The organism is Acinetobacter lwoffii, assembly GCF_024129595.1.
In the GTDB taxonomy this organism is placed as follows: Bacteria; Pseudomonadota; Gammaproteobacteria; order Pseudomonadales; family Moraxellaceae; genus Acinetobacter; species Acinetobacter lwoffii_O.
The window spans coordinates 12493-33770 of the sequence record NZ_JAMXXS010000030.1; the positions used below are offsets into that span (position 1 = coordinate 12493).

Genomic DNA, 21278 nt, shown 5'->3' on the forward strand with positions numbered 1-21278 from the left:
TAATAATTGGGGTAAATTCTGTGCAGGACGCTTTTGATCAACAGCATATTTGGCATCCTTATACCTCCATGACACAACCCTTGCCATGTTACAAAGTTAAAGCTGCAAATGGTGCAGTCATTGAACTTGAAGATGGTACCGAGCTGATTGATGGCATGTCGTCCTGGTGGTGCACAATTCACGGTTATAATCATTCTGAACTCAATCAGGCCGTAACAAAACAATTAGAGTCGATGTCACATATCATGTTTGGTGGTTTGACTCATCAGCCTGCGATTGATGTGTCTAAACTGCTACTTGAGATCACGGCGCCTGAACTGGATAAAATTTTCTTTGCCGATTCCGGCTCGGTCGCGGTTGAGGTGGCGTTGAAAATGGCTGTGCAATATTGGAATGCACGTCAGCAACCACAAAAAACTAACTTTGTTACCACACGCTCTGGCTATCATGGCGACACCTGGAATGCCATGTCGGTTTGTGATCCTGTAACTGGTATGCATCAAATTTTTGGTTCGAGTTTGCCGAACCGTTTATTTGTTCCGGCCCCTCAAAGCCGTTTTGATGGGGCATGGCAACCCGAAGATATACAGCCACTTGAGCACCTGCTGGTACAGCAGCATCAACAGATTGCTGCCATGATCATTGAGCCGATTGTGCAAGGTGCAGGCGGGATGCGTTTCTATCATCCAGAATATTTAAAGCAAGCTAAGTTGTTGTGTGAAAAGTACGATATACTGCTGATTTTAGATGAAATTGCCACCGGTTTTGGCCGCACTGGAAAACTATTTGCTTATGAACACGCTCAGGTCACACCAGACATTATGTGTATCGGTAAGGCATTGACTGGTGGTTATATGACCTTGTCAGCGACCTTAACCACTCGCCATGTAGCAGAGACGATTTCAAGTGGTGAAGCGGGTGTGTTCATGCATGGCCCAACTTTTATGGCTAATCCGTTGGCCTGTGCGGTCGCATTAAAAAGTACCCAGCTGTTACTGGCTCAAGACTGGCAGACGCGTATTCAACAGATTGAAAGGACACTAGAACAATATTTACTGGATTTAAAATCCTTGGCACAAGTCAAAGATGTGCGTGTCCTCGGCGCAATTGGCGTGGTTGAGCTACATCAAACTATTGATTTGGCGCGTTTTCAGGCTGAATGTGTATGCCGTGGCGTCTGGATTCGTCCTTTTGGCCGTCTGGTCTATGTCATGCCGCCATATGTAATTTCAACACAGCAACTTGAAACTTTATTAAAGCATATGCGGGAGATGATTCAGCAGATAGAGGCAGTAGCATGAACCATCTTGACCATTTCCAGCAGCAGCTAGATGACTTGAAACAGCAAGGGCAATATCGCCAGTTTAAGTCCAATATTTCTAGCCAGCCACGATTGCAACTCAATGGCCAAGAGATGCTGAATCTGGCATCCAATGACTATTTAGGTCTGGCATCCAACTTAACGCTACGTGAAGAATTTTTTGACCTCACGCCGATGTCTGAGCGATATATGAGTTCAAGCTCTTCACGTTTACTGACAGGAAACTTTCCCAATTTTGAACAACTTGAAGCACAGATGTCACAGGCTTTTGGACGTTCAGTACTGCTGTTTAATAGTGGTTATCACATGAATATCGGGATTCTTCCTGCGCTCAGTAATGCTAAAACCATGATCATTGCTGACAAACTGGTACATGCCAGTATTATCGACGGGATTCGTTTATCTAAAGCTGGCTATGTGCGTTACCGCCATAATGACCTGCAGCATTTGACTCAGTTTTTAGAAAAATATCAGTCAGATGAATCTATCCAGCGCATCATTGTGGTAACTGAATCAATTTTCAGTATGGATGGGGATGAAACAGATTTAGCTGCTTTGGTGGCATTAAAACAGCAGTTTGCAAAAGTTATGCTTTATGTCGATGAGGCACATGCAATTGGTGTGCGCGGTGAACGTGGATTGGGCTGCGCAGAACAGTATCAAGTATTGGATCAAATTGATTTCCTAGTCGGTACCTTTGGCAAGGCTTTGGCTTCAGTTGGTGGTTATCTGGTCTGTGCGCCAGTGATTCGTGACTATCTGATCAATAGCATGCGACCTTTAATTTTTAGTACCGCCCAGCCGCCACTATGTATGGCCTGGACTAGATTTATTTTTCAGAAGGTAGAGCAGCTTCAGGCAGAACGAGTACATTTGGCAGCATTGGCTGTACGCTGTCAGCAGGGCATTCAAGACTTGGGATATCACTGTCCGTCAACCTCGCAAATTGTGCCGGTACTGATTGGTGAGGCAAAACGCACCATTCAGGCGACTGAAATTATGCAACAGCAGGGGTTTTATGTGCTGCCAGTACGTCCGCCAACGGTTCCTGCCAACACCTCCAGACTCAGAATTTCCCTGAACCAGAACATTTCTGCGGATGAGCTGGACGCATGTCTGCAGGTGCTGAGGAATTTACCGCGATGAACAGCAAACAGATTGCCCAGCGTTTTGCTCAGGCAAATCTCAGTTATGAGCAGCATGCGCTTGTACAAAGTGCCGTAGCGGCAGAGTTGATGCAGTTCATGCAGCAGCATGTAGCACAACCACATTTGCAAAGGGTATTGGAAATTGGCTGCGGTTCAGGGTTTTTTACCCGGCTTTTTATGCAGTATTACAGCTTTGATCATTTATTTTTAAATGATCTATATGCCGAAGTGAAGCAGCATTTCCCGGAAGCTGATCGGCTTTTGTGGGGGATTGGTAATATTGAAACCTTGCCACTGCCGCAGTCTCTGGACATGGTGCTGTCGTGTTCTGCATTGCAATGGATCTCGGATTTAAAAGCATTGTTGCTCAACATTGCGCAGGCCTTAAATCCCTCTGGGCATCTGTGTTTTGCCAGTTATACGGACAATAATTTAAAGGAAATTAAGGCACTGACCGGACAAGGCTTGGATTATCTGCCTTTAGCGGAGGTCTGTGAACTGCTTGAATCCTTAGGCTTTGACATTCTGCTGCAGACAGAAGAACAGATGACCTTGCATTTTGAGCATCCGAAACAGGTGTTACAGCATATCAAATCCACTGGTGTACAGGCGACGGCACAGGGGTTTCGGTGGACAAAATCGTCCTTACAGGATTTTTATACCGGCTATCAACAATTCCAAGATCCTAAAAGCAAACAGTATGTACTTACTTATCATCCGATTTATGTCATTGCACGGAAGACAGCATGAGCGCACAGATTTATTTTGTCAGCGGCATTGATACCGCAATTGGTAAAACCTTTACTACTGGTTTCTTGGCCAAAATTTGGAATGAGCAGGGTATTCGTACTATAACCCAAAAGCTGATCCAGACCGGAAATGTCGATATATCAGAAGATATCGAACAGCATCGTGCAATTATGGGTTGTGGACTGTTACCGGAAGACCAGCAAAAACTGACCATGCCGGAAATTTTTACGTATCCGGCTTCACCGCATCTTGCTGCGCGTCTAGATGGGCGAGCCATTAATTTTGAACAGATTCAGCAGGCCACCGAACAGCTGGCTGCGGGCTATGACTGTATTTTGCTGGAAGGTGCAGGTGGTCTAATGGTGCCCTTAACCGAAGAGTTCCTAACTATTGATTATATTCAGACACATAATTATCCGGTGATTCTGGTCACTTCAGGGCGTTTGGGTAGTATTAATCATACCTTGCTGAGTCTTGAGTTGTTAAAACTCCGCGGGGTTCAATTATATGCCATTGCTTTTAATCATGCAGATAACTCCAAAGATCCCTTGATCGCTGAAGATACCATTGCTTATTTAAAACAGTATTTGCAGCGTGATTTTGCTGATACGACATGGGTTGATATTCCAGCTTTAAATTTAGCCCTGTCTTCTCATAAGTAAGTGATCCGCTTGCAGCGAGGCTGATGTGAATGCTTAAATATTAAGGTTGCGCCACTGTAAATTGAATCTGATAGCCATATTTGTTTAACACCATTTTCATCAAATATAAGTCTAGCCCATGCCCATTTTGCTAGGGAGATTTATGCCAGAAACGCTGTTCCAAGTATGCATATCTTCAACCTTTGATTATCATTATGAATGATCAGCACACATGCAGCATAGCAATTGAAATGGTGTTTGCCTGTGCCTGCAATAGAGCATTGTTAAGTAGGTTTTTAAAGACGGTATCTAGTTCAAAATCGGGTAGGGCAATTCGGGTCAGGCTCGGTCAGTCAATTGTTAAACTGGGTTCAATTTCCGGATAAAGCGACTGTAAATCGGCAATCACCTGAGTCAGGAGCCGTGCAATTTCAATACTGTACTACATATCACTCAGTACTTGATCGGTAGAGGAAAGTGCTAGAAGCTGTTCCAGTAGCTGGGTACATCGGCGGATACCAAGGTGTACCTGCTGCAAGCTCTGTTGCAATTTGGGCGAGCTTGCCTGTTGTTCTGCCATCAGTTGTGCAAGCTGAATATGAGTTTTGATCGCGGTTAAAGGACTACGCAATTCATGGGCGGCGTATGAACTAAATACTTTTTCATTTTCCGGATTTTGATGCAGTTTATGTATTAAGTGCTTAGAGTTTTGGGCAAAGGACTGTACCTTGGAAGGCATTACTTTGGCATCTAAGGTTTTTAAATAGTGAGTAGCATCATTCACTGATAAATTTGGCTGACTTAAAAGGTTGAAACTTCATCTAAGGCTTTAAGCTCTCGACGAATAATCAAAACGATTAAGTCTATACATAGCAATAAAGACAAAATTATTGGTATTAATACCGATTATAAAATCTTTTTGAGCAATTATCCACGTAGGAACATCCGCTCTGCTGCCACCACTTGAATATCCTCACGACGTAACACATAACTGAGCCTCACCTTGTTGCTTTGTACTAAAGCCAACTACTTGGTGGCTTAAATCTTTCGGTGCACCTCGGGTTTTTGCTACCACATGCTGAACGACACTGACGTCAGAGTCAAATAAAGACACTTTATAGGCAATCAACTGCTCTTGATTGGTGGAATGAAGTTGTTGGGCTAGTACATTTTCATCCAAGTTTTGCATCGGCAGTTGTTGAGTCAATCGAGCGACCATTGGATGGCTGAATCAAACCAAATTGATGTATTTCCTTGACTGAGCAAGGCTTTATTGTAGGTAGATCAACTGGTTGTACGATAGATCTTGGGTGCAGACCTCTTCATTTAGAAATTATATTCCCTAAGAAGCTTTCAGTGGTAGGTTTGTGCAACAAAGCCTCTTGCAAATAAAGGCTATCAAGGGATTTATACATTGTATCCAAATAGTTTATGGCCATTAAAAGCAAAAAAGCACTAAAAACCAGATCTCGAGCTAAAACTTTATAACCAAGAAATCAATAAAAGAAGAATTGGAATTGAACAGGTATTTGGAACTTTGAAAACCTTCAAAATCCTTGCCGAGCGATATCGCAACCCTGGCAAAAGACTAGGATTAAGATTTAATTTAATTGTGGGAATCTATAATTTTGAGCTGAGTAAAAAGTGAATTATGAAAGAAATCTAATATATAAAATTTTAAGAGATTATAAAAATTGGTCATACCAAAAAATAAATTAAATCTTTTATATTGTGTTTTTGGGCTAATATTACTAATATCGCCAATACAAAATGCACATTTTATCTCTTAAACACTAAATTGGTCATACCAATTTAGTGTTTAAGTACAATAAACTGTTCAATCTAGTAGTTAAGCATTTCAAGGAGTAGACAATGCTTCAACAGTGGCAACAAATTTATGATCCTATAGGCAATATCTGGATTTCGAGTGCTATTGCGCTAGTTCCAATTATTTTCTTTTTTTTAGCGTTAGCTATTTTTCGCATGAAGGGTAGTGTAGCCGCTACAATTACCGTTTTTTTAGCCTTTCTGGTCTCATTATTTTTATACAAAATGCCAATTGGAATGGCATTAGCATCAATGGTCTATGGATTCTTCTACGGCCTGTGGCCAATTGCATGGATTATTATCGGTGCAGTTTTTATATATAAGATTTCAGTAAAAACAGGACAGTTTGATGTTATTCGTTCGTCTATTCTGTCAATTACAGAAGATCAACGTCTGCAAATGCTATTAGTTGGGTTTGCTTTTGGTACGTTTTTAGAAGGTGCGGCAGGTTTTGGTGCGCCCGTCGCAATTACTGCGGCACTGTTGGTGGGACTCGGCTTTAAGCCTTTATATGCGGCTGGGCTATGCCTGATAGTTAATACTGCACCTGTTGCTTTTGGTGCAATGGGAATTCCGATCATTGTCGCTGGGCAGGTTTCAGGTGTTGACACCATGGAAATCAGTCAAATGGTTGGTCGTCAGTTACCCTTTATGGTGCCAATTGTATTGATCTGGATCATGGCAATCATGGATGGTTGGCGTGGGGTTAAAGAAACTTGGCCTGCTATTTTAGTTGCCAGCTTATCTTTTTCTTTAGCGCAATATCTAACATCAAATTTTGTTGGGCCTGAGTTACCCGATATCACTGCTGCAATTGCATCATTAATCAGTTTAACTATCTTGCTTAAGTATTGGAAACCAAAACATATTTTTCTTTTTGAGGACAAAAATATACAGGTAGATGAAACTATTATCAAGCAAGCTCGTAAACAATATAGTGTGGCACAGATAGCCAAAGCCTGGTCTCCATTTCTGATACTTACAGCAATGGTGACGATCTGGAGCATCAAACCTTTTAAAGATTTATTTGTTAAGGACGGCCCATTAAGTGATTTAGTAGTTTCAATTAAAGTGCCGTATTTGCATCAATTGATTCAAAAGCTACCACCTGTCGTGCCTGAAATTAAAGATTATGATGCGATTTATAAGTTTGATTGGTTATCAGCAACGGGTACGGCGATTATATTGGCGGCATTGATCACGATTATTTATTTAAACATGAAACCTAAAGAGGCAGTTTCGACATTCTTTGAAACCGTGAATGAACTAAAAACCCCAATTTATTCGATTGGTATGGTACTGGCTTTTGCGTTCATTGCAAACTATTCAGGTCTGTCAGCGACGCTTGCTTTAGCACTGGCACATACGGGTCAGGCTTTCACGTTCTTTTCACCATTCTTGGGTTGGGTTGGAGTGTTTCTTACAGGTTCAGATACTTCAGCTAACGCATTGTTTTCAGCGTTACAAGCAACTACAGCACAGCAAATCGGTGTGCCTGAAGTCTTGTTAGTTGCTGCCAATACCAGTGGTGGAGTAACAGGTAAGATGATTTCCCCTCAATCAATCGCGATTGCTTGTGCAGCAGTGGGTTTAGTTGGTAAAGAATCTGATTTATTTAGATTTACAGTAAAACACAGCATTATCTTTACGGTGATGATTGGTATTATTGTGACCTTACAAGCTTATGTTTTCCCGTGGATGATTCCGTAAACGGGTCAAGGAAAAAAATGAAAGTCTCCGACAAAGTGGTACAGCGTTTACGTCTATTGATTGAAAAAAATAATGTGCAAGTCGGAGAGCGATTACCTGCTGAACGCCAACTCTGTGAACAGTTAGGTGTGTCTCGTAGCTCTTTACGTGAGGCGATTCAACAACTGATTACCGCAGGGATTATTCAGAGCAAAGCGGGTGCAGGCACCTATTTAAAGCAGTTGCCTGCACATTGGTCACAGTATCAAATCGTTGAGCCATTATCCGGTTTGATGGATCAGGATCCTGAATATCGTTTTGATGTACAAGAAGCTCGTATGGTGCTTGAAGGTGGTACAGCATGGTATGCCGCACAACGTGCCACACCCAGTGATTTGATCAATATTCGTCAATGTTTTGAGCAGATTAGCCATTTTCAGGCTTTAGGTGATGATGCCCACGCAGCAATAGCGGATGCGAATTTTCATCTGGCGATTGCAGAAGCATCCCACAATCTAGTGCTGATCCAAATGATGCGTAGTTTGTTTGATTTATTGCAAGACAACGTGATGTTAGGGCGACGTAAAGTTTACACCACACCACAACATTTTGAACAATTGCATGACCAGCATTTTGAGGTGATGGACGCAATTGAACGTCAAGACTCAGAGACTGCACGTAAGGCAGCTTGTGGGCATATTGAATTTGTTGTTCAACGCGTACGTATGATCGATGAAGAAGAAGCTCGTCGTCAACGTTCGAGTCGATTAAATAGGACATAAGTTATGATTATTTCTTCTGCAAATGACTATCGTGAAGCTGCGAAACGTCGTTTACCGCCATTTTTATTTGAATACATCGATGGTGGTGCCTATGCGGAATATACTTTAAAGCGTAATGTAGACGATTTATCAAAAATCGCTTTACGTCAACGTGTGTTAAATGACATGTCTGAGCTGAGCTTAGAAACGCAATTGTTTGGTGAAAATTTGGCGTTGCCAGTGGCATTGTCACCTGTAGGTCTAACGGGTATGTATGCGCGTCGTGGCGAAGTTCAAGCCGCGGTTGCCGCAGATAAAAAGGGCATTCCATTTACCTTATCAACAGTTTCAGTTTGTCCAATTGAAGAAGTGGCACCTGCGATTCAACGTCCGATGTGGTTTCAACTGTATGTACTACGTGACCGTGGTTTTATGAAAAATGCCTTGGAACGTGCTAAAGCCGCAGGCTGTTCTACCTTAGTATTCACAGTCGATATGCCTGTTCCAGGTGCGCGTTATCGTGATGCACATTCAGGAATGAGTGGTAAAAATGCTGCAATACGTCGTTATATGCAATCGTGTATGCACCCACACTGGGCTTGGAATGTCGGTTTATTGGGTCGTCCGCATGATTTGGGTAACATTTCGAAATATTTAGGTAAGCCGACAGGTCTGGAAGATTATATCGGTTGGCTGGGAAATAACTTTGACCCTTCAATTTCTTGGAAAGATCTTGAGTGGATTCGTGATTATTGGGAGGGTCCCATGGTTATTAAGGGGATTTTAGATCCTGAGGATGCCAAGGATGCAGTACGTTTCGGAGCAGATGGAATTGTGGTCTCCAATCACGGTGGTCGTCAGCTTGATGGTGTTTTGTCTTCTGCTCGTGCGCTTCCTTCAATCGCAAGTGCGGTCAAAGGTGACATCAAAATTTTAGCAGATTCAGGGATTCGTAACGGTCTTGATGTGGTACGTATGTTGGCTATGGGTGCAGATATTTGTATGCTTGGTCGTGCATTTGTATACGCACTTGGTGCTGCCGGCGGTTCTGGGGTAAGTAATTTACTAGATTTGATTGAGAAAGAAATGCGTGTGGCAATGACATTGACTGGTGCAAGAACCATTGCAGATATTACATCGGATTGCCTGGTCAAACTAGAGAAAGAGTAAGCGATTTAATTACTCACATTACTAAGGCTTTGCCAACTTTCCTTTGGAAAAAGAGATTCTTATCTAAATAATTTGGGTAAACAAAGCTTCCTTTTGAAAAAAACCAACCTTGGTAAGAGTCACCAACATAAAATACACTAAATAACATAATTGGTATGTTAGTAAACTCTATATATAACAGTTATATAGAGTTTTTATTTTGTGTGGTGTAATTTAATGTAGGGTGGGGTAATTTGATTTTTGGGCACTAATTTATTGTGATAATCAACAATAATAACCAACATACATATGCTTAATCTAAAGGTATTTTACTGACTGGTATAATTTTATGATGAGAGGGGTGTTGCCTGGGGCTACGGTTTCTGTTTTGCTTTTTGACGTAACACGTACAAATATAAGCTTTCTACTTTTTCACGTGCCTAGGGTGTGGTACGCAAGAATCGCAATGATGATTTAACACTTGGATCTATGCAAAAACATCTAACTTCAATTTTACGACTTAAACTGAACCGTACCGGGTTTGTCGGAGACCAAACTTTCTGAGATGAGACGCATTGCTTCGCAAGACGTAGCGAAGCGTAGTGATCCGATGAAAAACCTAAATATACCCCTGAAATCAGAGATAGAGCGGTTCAATTAGAACTAAACCCAACTATCGCAACACTGGGCTTTGGAGAATCTCGTCGTTTCTTAATTGCGTCGTAATAATGATTATCAAGATAAAATCAAAAAATACAGATTTTTGTGTAAATCCTGAGTAGAATTCGACTTATTTTTTCTGCAGTAAAAAAGCATCTTCTCACTATGCTGCTTTGCAAGGACGTTTTATGCTCGCGCTAGATATACAACATGTTCGAATGAAACAACACGCCACTGATAAGGCACAAGCGTTGCAATGTCTAGTCGATATCTTGGTCGAAGACCAATTGGTTACACCTGATTATATTCATGGGTTGACCGTGCGCGAACAACAAAGTGCAACGTATTTAGGGCAAGGAATTGCCATTCCGCATGGGACGCCTCAGTCTCGCCAATGTATTTTAAAAACTGGTATTCGTCTGGCACACTTTCCTGAAGGAGTTGTTTGGGACGGTGAAAATAAAATTTATTTAGCAGTGGTGATTGCTGCGAAATCAGATGAGCATTTGCAAGTCTTACAAATTTTGACGCGAGCTTTAATTAATGATGTCGCTGATCAAGTGAAACAGGCTCAATCTGCAGAGCAAATTATTTCATTATTACAAGCCCAACCCGCATCTTTGGCATTGCATGAAAATTTAATCGCCACCCAAGTTCCCGCACTTGATGTAGAAGATTTAATTTGGCAGGCAACACAGTTGCTGAAACAGCAAAAAATGGTGGAGTGTGGTTTTCTGTCGGGTTTAAATCTAAACAGCATGATTCATTTAGGGGAGGCGGTCTGGTCGATCACTTCTAACCAGCATGTTTTGAGCCCAGCTGTAAGTTTGGTAAAAGCGGAACAGGTTTTAAGCCATCAGCAGGAAATGCTCAAGACTTTGGTGTGTATTGCCAGTAATGAGCAACTGGATATGCAACGGTTTCAACGGTTAATGGATATTTTGTTTGATACTGAACAAGTTCATACCCTCAACCAAGAGCAAGATAGTCACCAATTGGCGCAGTTAATTGGTGCTGAACTGATTCCTGATTGGCCATCTCGTCGTATTGTCTTAGCTAACGCTCATGGTCTACATGCGCGTCCCGCGACACACTTGGTCAATATGACCAAGAAATTTGCAGGGGATATTCTCGTTGCTGTAGATGAGGGGGCTTACGTTTCGGCAAAAAGTTTAACCAAATTATTAGCCATGGGATGCCGTCGTGGTCAAACTCTGACTTTTATTGCACAACCTGATACCGATGCTGTAGCAGGCTTAGAACAGATTATTGATGCAGTTCAACAGGGCTTAGGAGAAGAGGTTGAAGCTGTTGACCTTGTATCTCATCAGCATAGCAGTAGTGACCCAGTCGTAAATACTTTGGAATTAATGCCTTTTGAATCACATGGCGATACGGGTAGCTGCGGTATTGCTGCATCAACTGGCCTTGCTTTTGGTCCTGCACATGTGGTGAAGCCACGTGAATTTAGTTATGAACGTCGCGGACAGAGCTTTAAAGCTGAGAATGAAAAGCTTGAAATTGCGCTTCATCAGGTGAAAAATAGCTTACGTCAATTCATTGCACATACTGAATCTACTGCCATTAAACAGATATTCATGGCACATTTGGAAATGCTGGATGATCCAGACCTCCTCCAAAGTGTACAACGCGGTTTAAAACAAGGGTTGTCTGCTGCTGCAGCTTGGCATGATCATATTGAAGTAGCTGCTACCGCACAGGCTGCACTTAGCGATCGTTTACTGGCAGAGCGTGCGGCTGATTTAAGGGATATTGGTGAGCGTGTTTTGGCTGCTTTGTGTGGTGTGGCCGATGTCACAGAACCCGAGCAACCTTATATTTTAATTATGCATGATGTTGGTCCGAGTGATGTAGCGCGTCTGAATAAAGATCGTGTTGCAGGCATTTTGACCGCGGTTGGTGGAGCGAGTGCCCATAGCGCCATTGTGGCACGTGCTCTGGCTATTCCAGCAGTCGTAGGTGCAGGTGTAGCTGTTTTAAATATTGAGAACCATGCCACCGTGCTAATTAATGGGGATATTGGGGAGTATGTGGTCTCACCCGAGCAAAATCAGATTGATCATGCCATTGCAGAGCGCCAACGCCAGCGTGAGTTGCGAGAACAAGCGGAACAGCATTGTTTAGAACCTGCCATCACACTGGATCAACATCAAGTTGAAATCGCAGCCAATATTGGCAAAGTGGGCGCTACGATACAGGCTGTGGCCGATGGGGCAGAAGCAATTGGTTTGCTACGCACAGAATTGGTCTTTATGTCACACAGCAGTGCGCCTGATGAGGCTACACAGGAAGCCGATTATCGGGTGGTGTTAGATGCTTTGGCAGGTCGTCCATTGGTGGTACGTACACTTGATGTGGGCGGGGACAAACCTTTGCCGTATTTGCCTATTGAAAAGGAAGAAAATCCATTCTTGGGCTTACGTGGTATTCGTCTGACTTTACGTAAGCCAGAGTTGTTACGTCAGCAATTGGTTGCTTTACTTAAAGCAGCGGATAATCGCCCATTAAGAATTATGTTTCCGATGATTGGGCGGGTTGAAGAATGGCGAGCAGCAAAAGCAATTTTGGATGAGGTTCGCATACAGCATCCATGTGAAAACTTACAAGTCGGTATTATGATTGAGGTTCCTGCGGCAGCATTGTTGGCTCCAATTCTTGCTCAAGAAGTTGATTTTTTTAGTATTGGAACCAATGACTTGACTCAATATACTCTGGCGATTGACCGTGGTCATCCACTGTTGTCTGCTGAAGCTGATGGCTTACATCCGAGTATTTTGCTATTGATTGATCAAACTGTTCGGGCAGCACATCAGCATGGTAAATGGGTGGGCATTTGTGGTGAATTGGCTGCTGATCCAAAAGCTGTGCCTGTATTGATAGGCTTGGGCGTGGATGAGTTGAGTATGTCGAGTACCAGTATTCCATTGGTGAAGGCGCAAATTCGTGGTTTGAACTATATAAATTGCAAACAGGTCGCACAGCAAGCCTTAAGTTGTGACAGTGCGTCTGCCGTACGTGCATTGGTGGAGTAATTACGAATGGCTAAGATATTAAGCATTACTCTGAATCCTGCAATTGACCTCACCGTGCAATTGGATCAACTAAAAGTTGGCGAGGTCAATCGTCAGTTAACGGCCCAAAGCCATGCAGCAGGTAAAGGCTTAAACGTGGCACAGGTCCTTAAGGATTTGGGACATGAACTGATTGTGAGTGGCTTTTTGGGGCAAGAAAACCGTCAAATTTTTGACCATCATATCCAGCAAGAGCAATTTGATAACCAATTTATTTATGTTGCAGGTGAAACACGACAAAACATTAAAGTTGCAGAAGCTTCTGGTCAGATGACTGACATCAATGGCAAGGGCTTTTTTGTAGATACCTCAGCAAAACAACAACTATGTGAACGTTTATCTCAACTGATTTTAGAGGTTGATGTGATTGTGATTGCTGGCAGTTTGCCACAAGGGTTTTCTGCAGAAGAGCTTTCGACACTGATTTTATGGTTACAGTCTGCGGGTAAAAAAGTCGCAGTAGATACCAGTGGTGTTGCGTTGAAAGCAGCAATTGCTGCCCATCCTTGGTTGATTAAGCCTAATACAGATGAGTTGACGGAAACTTACCATTTGCCAGCAGAAACGTTTGCAGAACAGCAGCATCTTTTTGCCAGTTTAAATAGTCAGATCGAACATATTGTGGTCTCGATGGGTGAAAACGGGGTGAACTGGCTTCACCGCACGCACCCCCTGCATGCTACTGCACCGAAGGTCACCGTCCAAAGTACTGTGGGTGCGGGAGATTCTTTGCTGGCAGGTATGATTCATGGGTTGTTGAGTTCAACTTCCCCAGAAGAAACATTGAAAACAGCAACCGCAATTGCGAGCAATGCTGTGACCCAAATTGGGTTTGCCCTTCCAGACTTTGCTGTTATTGAAGATTTGAAATCGCAAATCTCAGTCCAATCATTGAGTTAATACGATGCCAGAGATAAAACATATTTTATTTGTGCCACATAGTCCCGAGCAGCCGATTAATGCAGTGATTTTGTCCAAAAAACTGTCCAAAGCAGCGACAGCACTTGGTATTTCCAATCATGTGGCGACATCAGTCGAGCATCTCGATTTATCAAATGTTATTGATACGGTTGTTTTTGTAGGACAGAAGTCGGCAGAAGCGGATCAACTGCGTGACAAGGTTGTGAAAGTCATTGGTTTGAATAACGCACAACACGATGCGATCATGCTTTTGCAACAAGTTCTTGAGCATTCAGATGCTTTAGATGAAACTATTGCAGCCAATGTAGGGGTTACACGGTTTGTCGCCATTACAGCATGTCCAACTGGTGTTGCGCATACGTTTATGGCGGCCGAAGCCTTACAACAAGGTGCAGTAAAGTACGGTTATCAGATTGATGTTGAAACCCAAGGATCGGTTGGGGCTAAAAATGTTTTATCGGCAGAAAGTATTGCCAAAGCAGATGTCGTGATCTTAGCAACGGATATTGAGGTCAATACAGATCGCTTTGTAGGCAAACGTGTATATCGCTGCAGTACAGGATTTGCTCTTAAGCAAACGGATAAGACTTTTGCAAATGCAATTGCTGAAGCCAAAGTGCTTGAAACGGGTAAGCAAACAGCCACTAAGACAGAAAATGAAAACAAAGAAAAAACTGGAATTTATAAACACCTTTTAACAGGGGTGTCTTTCATGCTGCCGATGGTGGTGGCGGGCGGTTTGATCATTGCCATCTCGTTTATGTTTGGCCTCAACCCTGTTGAAGGAAGCTTTGCCGCATCCTTAAAGCAAATAGGTGCTGCAGCATTTACTCTTATGGTACCTATGCTGGCAGGTTACATTGCTTATTCTATTGCGGATCGTCCGGGTTTAACTCCAGGTTTGATTGGCGGTTTACTTGCAACACAATTAGAGGCAGGCTTTCTCGGTGGATTAGTTGCAGGTTTTATTGCAGGTTATATTGCGTTATTTTTATCGAAACAGCTTAAACTCCCAAGTAGCCTAGAAGCATTAAAACCAATTTTGATTATTCCACTATTAGCGAGTTTAGCTGTTGGTTTAATCATGATTTATGTGGTTGGACAGCCTGTTGCACAATTGTTTGAATTACTCACACACTTCCTTGCCAATATGGGGACGACCAATGCCATGATCATGGGGATTATCCTTGGGAGTATGATGTGTATTGATGTTGGGGGGCCAATAAATAAAGCGGCTTATGCCTTTACGGTGGGCTTACTTACGTCACAAACATACGGACCGATGGCGATTACCATGGCTGCGGGTATGGTACCGCCATTGGGTATGGCAATTGCAACTTTTCTGGCAAAGCATAAATTTGCCAAACCTGAGCAAGATGCAGGGAAGGCTGCTGTAGTTCTGGGCCTATGTTTCATTTCGGAAGGGGCTATTCCGTTTGCTGCCAAAGACCCGATTCGAGTGCTTCCATGCGCGATCGCAGGTGGTGCTGTAACTGGGGCTTTGGTTGCATTATTTAAATGTGAACTAGTCACTCCTCATGGCGGTGTAATGGTACTGATCATTCCGAATGCGATGAATTATCCATTAAAATATTTATTGGCGATTGCGATTGGAAGTGTGGTGACTGGTGTAGCTTATGCCGTGATAAAACAACGGTTAGAGTAAGCCCTTCATAGAAGCTTTGTGAAGGCTATTTAGTGCAATAAATGAATATTATGCTCAATCCTATTTTGGATCAGTTGGAGAGTCTCTGCTTGAATTTGTCCAGGTAATAGGTCATGAGCGATATTGCTGAATCGGATTGCAACCTTACAAATCGAGCCAATAATTTCATCGACTTCTTGGACACAAAGTTCCGCTTCCTGAGTACCAAGTTTCACAAGAGCTTGTCGAGGAATATTCAGTGCCTCACCCATGATATCCATTTGATGTGCAGGAAATTCTAAACCTTTACTGATCGCTTCTGCACTGTATTCAAAGGCGATTAATGGCCGACCTGTGATTGCGGTTGAGGAGACCAATGTACCCCAAAGCCAATATTCACCCCATCCATTGTAGTAAACATTAAGTTTTTGAGCATGGATTTATTTCCTTTTGATACGTTGGCGAGCACTACTGTTCTGAAATGACAGCTTTGTCCGTTATAATTGTATAAACATTTTTGGTTTCTGGTAATTATGTCCTCATTGATCAATTTTCTATCTCGCTTTAGTACTGCAACTCTTCAGCGCAGTCTGAGCTATGCTAAACACATTGATAGAGAAACAATTGAGTTCTTTGAAGAAAATGATGATGTCACGATGTATGCTCAAATTGAAGGGACAGATTATTACGATACTGCGATTACCTATAATCCCCAAAAAGACCGTTTAATCGATGACGACTGCACTTGTCCGGTTGGATATAACTGTAAACATGCTGCTGCTTTAGCGCGATTATTCTTTCAAGAATATCGTCAGGAATTTCAACAGCGTTATGCTGAATCTCAATCCTCGCAGGGAATCGCAAAACGCCAACGGGGGGATGATCAGGCGCAGCGCTGGTTGAATGATTTTAAACGGTATTTACAACAGACTGAACCAGAGCAATCTGTCAAAACAAACAATTATTTAATTTACCTGCTAGATCAGTCTGTCAGCTTAAAGAAATTGACAGTTGATGTTCAGAAGGCCAGACGCAATAAAAACGGCTCAATTGCGGGGGAAAGTTATTATACCCAATATGAAAATATCACCAGAAAGCATCTGACTTTACCTGAACAAAAACGACAATTATTTAACCAGATTTATTATTACGCCAAAATAAACAGCGACGAACGCTTTTATCAAAGCAATCTTGATATCTCAAGCATTTTATTGGAGCATTTCAAATCTTTTATTCAAAGTGGCGATGTGTACTGGAAAAAAAAGAGCCATACTGCACTTCAATGGTCAGAACAAGGCTATCACATCGAACTGATCTGGCAACAAGGTGTAAACAAACAGACAGAGCATTTAAACATTGAATTGGTCAATGGTGATATTCGACTCGATTTAAAATCAAATCCTCATATTCAGATTCTCGCGAGCCATCCACCATGTTATGTGGATATTCAACAGAACACGGTGGGCCAGTTATATGGTGAATATACGGCAAATCTTCTGTACCATTTTTTACAGATGCCTGATCTTCCAGCTAAGCTCTTGCCAGAGTTTGAGAAACTGACTCATCAATATTCAGACGTGAAAAATCTGCCTCAGCCCGAGTCTATTCAGCATATTGATGTCCTTGAGGGAAGTCCCCAGCCAATTTTACGCTTCGGTGTTTTAGATAAATTTGATTGGAAATGGGAAGAGTCTGTTTGTGCCGAAATTGAATTCTCCTATGCAGGTGGGCGAATAAAAGCAGGTACATCAGGTGACAGTTTTATTGGTGAGCAGCATGGCAAAATGGTGCGACAGCTTCGGGACTTAGTTCAGGAACAACAGTCAATCCAGCGTTTACAGCTATTGGTCGAATCACTGAAGTGGGTGAAAGATCTTAGTTATGACCAGCAATTAAAACTGGATAAACAACGTCTTGATTCTATGGTTTTTGCTTTCTATGGAGACTGGATCAAACAGCTCATGCCCATCAATCAAATTGAGTTGATGGGCTGGCAGATAGAGCATCTGGAAAACAGCCCCTTTAACCTGCAATATGTCGAAAATTTAAATATTTCTATCACTGAATCTGAAGGTCAGCAGGACTGGTTCAATATCGGGGCGACGGTTCAAGACAGTGCAGGTAATTCTTATAATTTGCTTGATGCGCTCGTAGCTTTGGTGCGAGTAAATCCTGATTTACTTGATCCGCGGACGTTTATTCATCTGCATGACAGTCAAATTTTCACCGTGAAAACTGCAGTTGATCAACCTGATTTGGCTCTATCCGCTAGGGATATTAAGCCGGTATTGTTACATCTGCAGAGCATTTTACAGCAAGAAGAGCGCAGTATTGATCGCTATGATGCGAGTCAATTATTAGAATTGCAGCATAATCTTGGGATGACATGGCAGGTCAGTGATCGCCTGCAGCAATTTGTACAGAAATTCAAACAAGGCTATCAGCAACAACTGCCGACACCACAAGGTTTTCAGGGGGAGTTGCGTCCATACCAGCAGCAGGGCTTAGGCTGGTTACAGTTTTTAAGGGAAACCCAGCATGGCGGGATTCTGGCAGATGATATGGGCTTGGGGAAAACAGCACAAACTTTAGCCCATTTACTCATGGAAAAGCAGGCTGGATATTTGCAGGACAGTCCCGCCTTAATTGTTGCACCCACATCGCTGATGCATAACTGGTTCAAAGAAGCGGAAAAATTTACCCCTGAGCTCAAGGTACTGCTGCTACAAGGCCCCGACCGCCATCAGTATTTTGAGCAGATTTCACACTATGACATTGTGTTAACCACCTACCCGCTCTTGGCGAGAGATGAAGAGCAACTGAAGCAATATGAATATCATCAACTCATTCTGGATGAAGCGCAGAATATTAAAAATCCGCGTGCCAAAGCTGCACAGGTAGTACGGCAATTAACAGCGCGACATCGTCTATGTCTAACTGGTACACCTATGGAAAATCATTTGGGTGAGCTGTGGGCACTATTTTATTTTCTAATGCCAGGATTTTTATATTCACAAGAAATCTTTAATAAAAAGTACCGCTATCCTATTGAAAAACGCGGCGATCAGCAGTTAAGGCAAAAGTTGGTAAACCGCATTAAACCCTTTATTTTACGTCGCTTGAAAACTGACGTTGCCAAGGAATTGCCTGAAAAAACCACGATTGAAGTCAATATTGACATGAATGAGCAGCAATCCAAGCTATATGAGGCTGTTCGCGCCACGATGCAGGCAAATATTCAGAAAATTGTGGCAGAAAAAGGCTTTAAGCGTAGTCAAATCCAAATTTTAGATGCCTTGCTGAAGCTGCGTCAGGTCTGTTGTCATCCTAGCTTGCTGAAACTGGATTCAGTTAAAACCGGGCAGGCGTATTCTGCCAAACTTGAACAGTTGATGGATATGGTCGTTCCAATGGTGGAGGAGGGGCGAAAAATTCTTATTTTCTCTCAGTTTACCTCAATGTTGGAACTGATTGAACAACAGCTCTATCACGCAGAAATTGGCTATGTGAAGCTGACTGGAAAGACCAAAAAGCGAGATGAAGTCATTACAGCATTTCAGTCTGGACAAGTGCCGGTATTTTTAATCAGTCTGAAAGCAGGAGGGGTCGGTCTGAATCTAACTGCCGCAGATACGGTCATTCACTATGATCCATGGTGGAACCCTGCTGCTGAAGATCAAGCTTCAGATCGTGCATGGCGGATTGGACAGGACAAGCCGGTATTTGTGTATAAGCTGATTACCAATAAAAGCATAGAAGAAAAAATTATTGCCTTGCAGCAGAATAAAGCAGAACTGGCACAGTCTATTCTAAGTACCGATCATGAGGGCGAAGCGAAACTGACGGAAAATGATGTGATGAAATTGTTTGAGAAATTTTAGCTTGGTTACAGGTTTCCTCTAATCATCTGTAAGTATCTGAAAGTCTGGATGCAATTTTTTCCAATGTTCTCTTAATTTTTCTTTATGAACAGAAATCATAGGTAAGTCTAGTAATAGCGCTGGCCATACTGACCGTGCTTTGTCCATAATGGCGTGAAGTTGTTTTTCAATAACACGCCATGGAACACCGACTTTTTCAGCCCATTGTTCAAAGTGTTTCATCTCAGCTAAATACCAATCTTTATTTTTGGCAAGATTCAATGCGAAATGACGCTCATTTTCAACATATACACTAGTCATCAATATATCGTATGCGGGAGATAATCTTGGTGTTCTTTTGTCCTGATAAATCATACTCCAGTTTTTTAAGTGTGCATCTCCATTGGCGAGCAAAATGCTGACAAGTAAGCGGCTGGCAAATTGCTGAATATCAAGAATTTTGTTATCTGAAAATTGATAAATGATCTTTCCTATCTGCTCATAATTTGTGGTGCTGTATTTCTGCTGTGGATATGCACCGAAGATCTGAGCAAAGTCTTCGATGTGAATAAGCTCTGTAGTATCAGCAGTACTCTGTCTATCAAATCTTTTGATTGCAAAAGCATATTGCTCTTGGGGTAAATTTAATGGTGGAAGGTTTTGTAAGAGTGCCATATCCACCAAGCGAATCTCAGGGACATCTATTCCGACCATTTTGGCAAGGCTCATCATAGAATATTCATTTAGCGGAACAAAAGCATGTCTGGAAGAAGGAGTTTTGATAATCCAGTCCCCGAGTAGAGACGATTCCGTTGCCTGGACTAGTGTAAAACGCCCATCTTTGGCTTTCATGGAAAACTTCATTTGGACGCCGGCCAAGGAAAACTTATTATCTGTTCGAATCTCTTGCTTTAAGATCTGATCTGGATTAGAGATCTGCAGTTTGAATTTTATTTCATCTGGAATTTCTTCTGGATCTAATGGAGTCGCAATGAGTGCTCCAGGTAAATCATGACCTAAAGCTGCCAATAACTGAAATTCATTGTCTATATGTACTTTGAGGCTTTGTGCAATCAGTTCGCGTAATGCACCTTCTGGTAGCAAGTTTGATAGCAAGGGATGTAAACGCTGATGTGTAACATAGGTCTTTTCTAAAATTTTATCCACTTGAGGATACAAGGGGGAAGTCAGCAGGCTCAAGGTCGGGCGTTGCTGATCAGAGCGGAAAGAATCTGTAAAAACCAGAATATTTTTTCCGCTCTGAAATCCTGCCAAGTATCCAACGATACCGTGATGTAATGTTAATTTCAGGACGGCAACAGTATTCATGGTTCCTCTCCTCCGAGAAGACCCTTCCATGGGTTAGTCATTAAGTCATCCTGATCTTCAATAGTGACTTTAATTTCATCATTCAATAATTGTCTGATCAAATGAACCTTATCATCAGGGATGAGCATCAGTTGAGCATTTAATCCTGCCGCTATAATTTCTAAGGTCTCTAATCGAGGGTTGCCCTGACTTTCCAGTTTTTGGTACTGCTGTCTTGAAATGCCTGTACGGGATTGCATATCAACTTGCTTTAAGCCCAATTGGGTTCGTCTTTTTTTGATTTGCTGAAGTAAAGACTTATTCATTGTAGATGCATTTATTGCTTTTAGGTTCTGTAAGAAACATATTAGTTTCTTTTTTTTTGAAAAGCAATTTATGACTTTATCATTTCGATCGGCTTTGTTGCACAAAGATTTGAAATGCAAAGCGCCCCTAATTGAGCCAAATTTAAGGCGTAACTTGGGTAAGTGGTCGACCTAATTCCG

15 protein-coding genes and 4 pseudogenes are annotated in these 21278 nt (G+C 42.2%); 13 read left to right on the forward strand and 6 right to left on the reverse strand.

All coding sequences use genetic code 11. The features are described from left to right. The first annotated feature begins 20 nt into the window (after positions 1-20). Genes bioA through bioD form a run of 4 tightly spaced genes read left to right on the forward strand, consistent with a single transcriptional unit; the run spans position 21 to position 3881 of the window. On the forward strand, positions 21-1301 hold the full coding sequence (gene bioA / locus NI466_RS12420; RefSeq protein ID WP_086044956.1) for an adenosylmethionine--8-amino-7-oxononanoate transaminase: 1281 nt from the start codon (positions 21-23) through the stop codon (positions 1299-1301). Beyond that, positions 1298-2467 carry an 8-amino-7-oxononanoate synthase gene (locus tag NI466_RS12425; RefSeq protein WP_004647805.1) on the forward strand — a complete coding sequence of 390 codons (1170 nt, stop codon included), beginning with the start codon at positions 1298-1300 and terminating at the stop codon, positions 2465-2467. Before bioA ends, NI466_RS12425 begins: the two co-directional genes overlap by 4 nt. Continuing rightward, a complete protein-coding gene (bioC, locus tag NI466_RS12430; RefSeq protein ID WP_086044955.1) occupies positions 2434-3219 on the forward strand; it encodes a malonyl-ACP O-methyltransferase BioC in 786 nt (261 codons plus the stop codon). The genes NI466_RS12425 and bioC overlap by 34 nt, the downstream gene beginning before the upstream one ends. Continuing rightward, entirely contained in the window at positions 3216-3881 is a 666-nt protein-coding gene (gene bioD / locus NI466_RS12435; RefSeq protein ID WP_044112456.1) for a dethiobiotin synthase, read from the forward strand. The genes bioC and bioD overlap by 4 nt, the downstream gene beginning before the upstream one ends. 421 nt (positions 3882-4302) lie before the next feature. On the opposite strand, the gene NI466_RS12440 is transcribed toward bioD, so the two are convergent. Both NI466_RS12440 and NI466_RS12445 read right to left on the reverse strand, forming a co-directional pair. Next, positions 4303-4644, reverse strand: coding sequence for a histidine kinase dimerization/phospho-acceptor domain-containing protein (locus tag NI466_RS12440; RefSeq protein ID WP_086044954.1), 342 nt, complete (start codon positions 4642-4644; stop codon positions 4303-4305). 189 nt (positions 4645-4833) lie between these two features. Further along, entirely contained in the window at positions 4834-5067 is a 234-nt protein-coding gene (locus NI466_RS12445; protein WP_228738685.1) for a hypothetical protein, read from the reverse strand. Between the two features lie 288 nt (positions 5068-5355). Here NI466_RS12445 and NI466_RS12455 point away from each other — a divergent pair, with 288 nt between their 5' ends. From NI466_RS12455 to lldD, 4 genes are all read left to right on the forward strand, one after another. Continuing rightward, positions 5356-5508, forward strand: a complete 153-nt coding sequence (locus tag NI466_RS12455; protein WP_370940781.1) for a hypothetical protein — start codon at positions 5356-5358, stop codon at positions 5506-5508. Positions 5509-5732: 224 nt separating this feature from the next. Next, complete coding sequence (gene lldP, locus NI466_RS12460; protein ID WP_004282148.1) at positions 5733-7397, forward strand: L-lactate permease; 1665 nt, start codon at positions 5733-5735, stop codon at positions 7395-7397. 17 nt (positions 7398-7414) lie between these two features. Beyond that, positions 7415-8158: a transcriptional regulator LldR gene (lldR, locus tag NI466_RS12465; protein WP_004282146.1), complete on the forward strand. Its 744-nt coding sequence runs from the start codon at positions 7415-7417 to the stop codon at positions 8156-8158. Between the two features lie 3 nt (positions 8159-8161). After that, the gene (lldD, locus tag NI466_RS12470) at positions 8162-9307 is read left to right on the forward strand and encodes an FMN-dependent L-lactate dehydrogenase LldD (protein WP_004282143.1); all 1146 of its coding nucleotides are present in this window, start codon (positions 8162-8164) and stop codon (positions 9305-9307) included. 353 nt (positions 9308-9660) lie between these two features. Here the strand turns inward: lldD and NI466_RS12475 are convergent. Further along, a pseudogene (locus NI466_RS12475) lies at positions 9661-9810 on the reverse strand (VF530 family DNA-binding protein); the annotation flags it as partial. A 354-nt stretch (positions 9811-10164) separates the two neighbouring features. Between NI466_RS12475 and NI466_RS16065 the strand changes: the two are divergent. From NI466_RS16065 to NI466_RS12490, 4 genes and pseudogenes are all read left to right on the forward strand, one after another. Next, positions 10165-10491, forward strand: a pseudogene (locus tag NI466_RS16065) (PTS mannitol transporter subunit IIA); the annotation flags it as partial. 261 nt (positions 10492-10752) lie between these two features. Further along, positions 10753-12999 (forward strand): annotated as a pseudogene (gene ptsP / locus NI466_RS12480) (phosphoenolpyruvate--protein phosphotransferase); the annotation flags it as partial. A 6-nt stretch (positions 13000-13005) separates the two neighbouring features. Beyond that, on the forward strand, positions 13006-13938 hold the full coding sequence (gene pfkB, locus NI466_RS12485) for a 1-phosphofructokinase (protein WP_004282140.1): 933 nt from the start codon (positions 13006-13008) through the stop codon (positions 13936-13938). A gap of 4 nt (positions 13939-13942) precedes the next feature. Continuing rightward, positions 13943-15625, forward strand: a complete 1683-nt coding sequence (locus NI466_RS12490; RefSeq protein ID WP_004733119.1) for a fructose-specific PTS transporter subunit EIIC — start codon at positions 13943-13945, stop codon at positions 15623-15625. Positions 15626-15654: 29 nt separating this feature from the next. Here NI466_RS12490 and NI466_RS12495 read toward each other — a convergent pair. Then, positions 15655-15891: pseudogene (locus NI466_RS12495) on the reverse strand (hypothetical protein); the annotation flags it as partial. A gap of 246 nt (positions 15892-16137) precedes the next feature. Here NI466_RS12495 and NI466_RS12500 point away from each other — a divergent pair. Continuing rightward, positions 16138-19485 (forward strand): DEAD/DEAH box helicase, encoded by a 3348-nt coding sequence (locus NI466_RS12500; RefSeq protein WP_253173750.1) that lies wholly within the window; start codon positions 16138-16140, stop codon positions 19483-19485. Between the two features lie 18 nt (positions 19486-19503). Here the strand turns inward: NI466_RS12500 and NI466_RS12505 are convergent, their stop codons facing one another. Together NI466_RS12505 and NI466_RS12510 are read right to left on the reverse strand one after the other, a co-directional pair. Beyond that, a complete protein-coding gene (locus NI466_RS12505) occupies positions 19504-20793 on the reverse strand; it encodes a type II toxin-antitoxin system HipA family toxin (RefSeq protein WP_253173752.1) in 1290 nt (429 codons plus the stop codon). Beyond that, on the reverse strand, positions 20790-21098 hold the full coding sequence (locus tag NI466_RS12510) for a helix-turn-helix transcriptional regulator (RefSeq protein WP_004282130.1): 309 nt from the start codon (positions 21096-21098) through the stop codon (positions 20790-20792). The genes NI466_RS12505 and NI466_RS12510 overlap by 4 nt, the downstream gene beginning before the upstream one ends. Between the last annotated feature and the right edge of the window lie 180 nt (positions 21099-21278).

Coding starts and splice junctions, on each gene's coding strand:
- NI466_RS12425 (WP_004647805.1), top strand. CDS start 1,298: ATGAACCATCTTGACCATTTCCAGCAGCAGCTAGATGACTTGAAACAG.
- NI466_RS12505 (WP_253173752.1), bottom strand. CDS start 20,793: ATGAATACTGTTGCCGTCCTGAAATTAACATTACATCACGGTATCGTT.
- bioC (WP_086044955.1), top strand. CDS start 2,434: ATGTCTGCAGGTGCTGAGGAATTTACCGCGATGAACAGCAAACAGATT.
- lldP (WP_004282148.1), top strand. CDS start 5,733: ATGCTTCAACAGTGGCAACAAATTTATGATCCTATAGGCAATATCTGG.
- lldD (WP_004282143.1), top strand. CDS start 8,162: ATGATTATTTCTTCTGCAAATGACTATCGTGAAGCTGCGAAACGTCGT.
- bioD (WP_044112456.1), top strand. CDS start 3,216: ATGAGCGCACAGATTTATTTTGTCAGCGGCATTGATACCGCAATTGGT.
- pfkB (WP_004282140.1), top strand. CDS start 13,006: ATGGCTAAGATATTAAGCATTACTCTGAATCCTGCAATTGACCTCACC.
- lldR (WP_004282146.1), top strand. CDS start 7,415: ATGAAAGTCTCCGACAAAGTGGTACAGCGTTTACGTCTATTGATTGAA.
- NI466_RS12490 (WP_004733119.1), top strand. CDS start 13,943: ATGCCAGAGATAAAACATATTTTATTTGTGCCACATAGTCCCGAGCAG.
- NI466_RS12510 (WP_004282130.1), bottom strand. CDS start 21,098: ATGAATAAGTCTTTACTTCAGCAAATCAAAAAAAGACGAACCCAATTG.
- NI466_RS12500 (WP_253173750.1), top strand. CDS start 16,138: ATGTCCTCATTGATCAATTTTCTATCTCGCTTTAGTACTGCAACTCTT.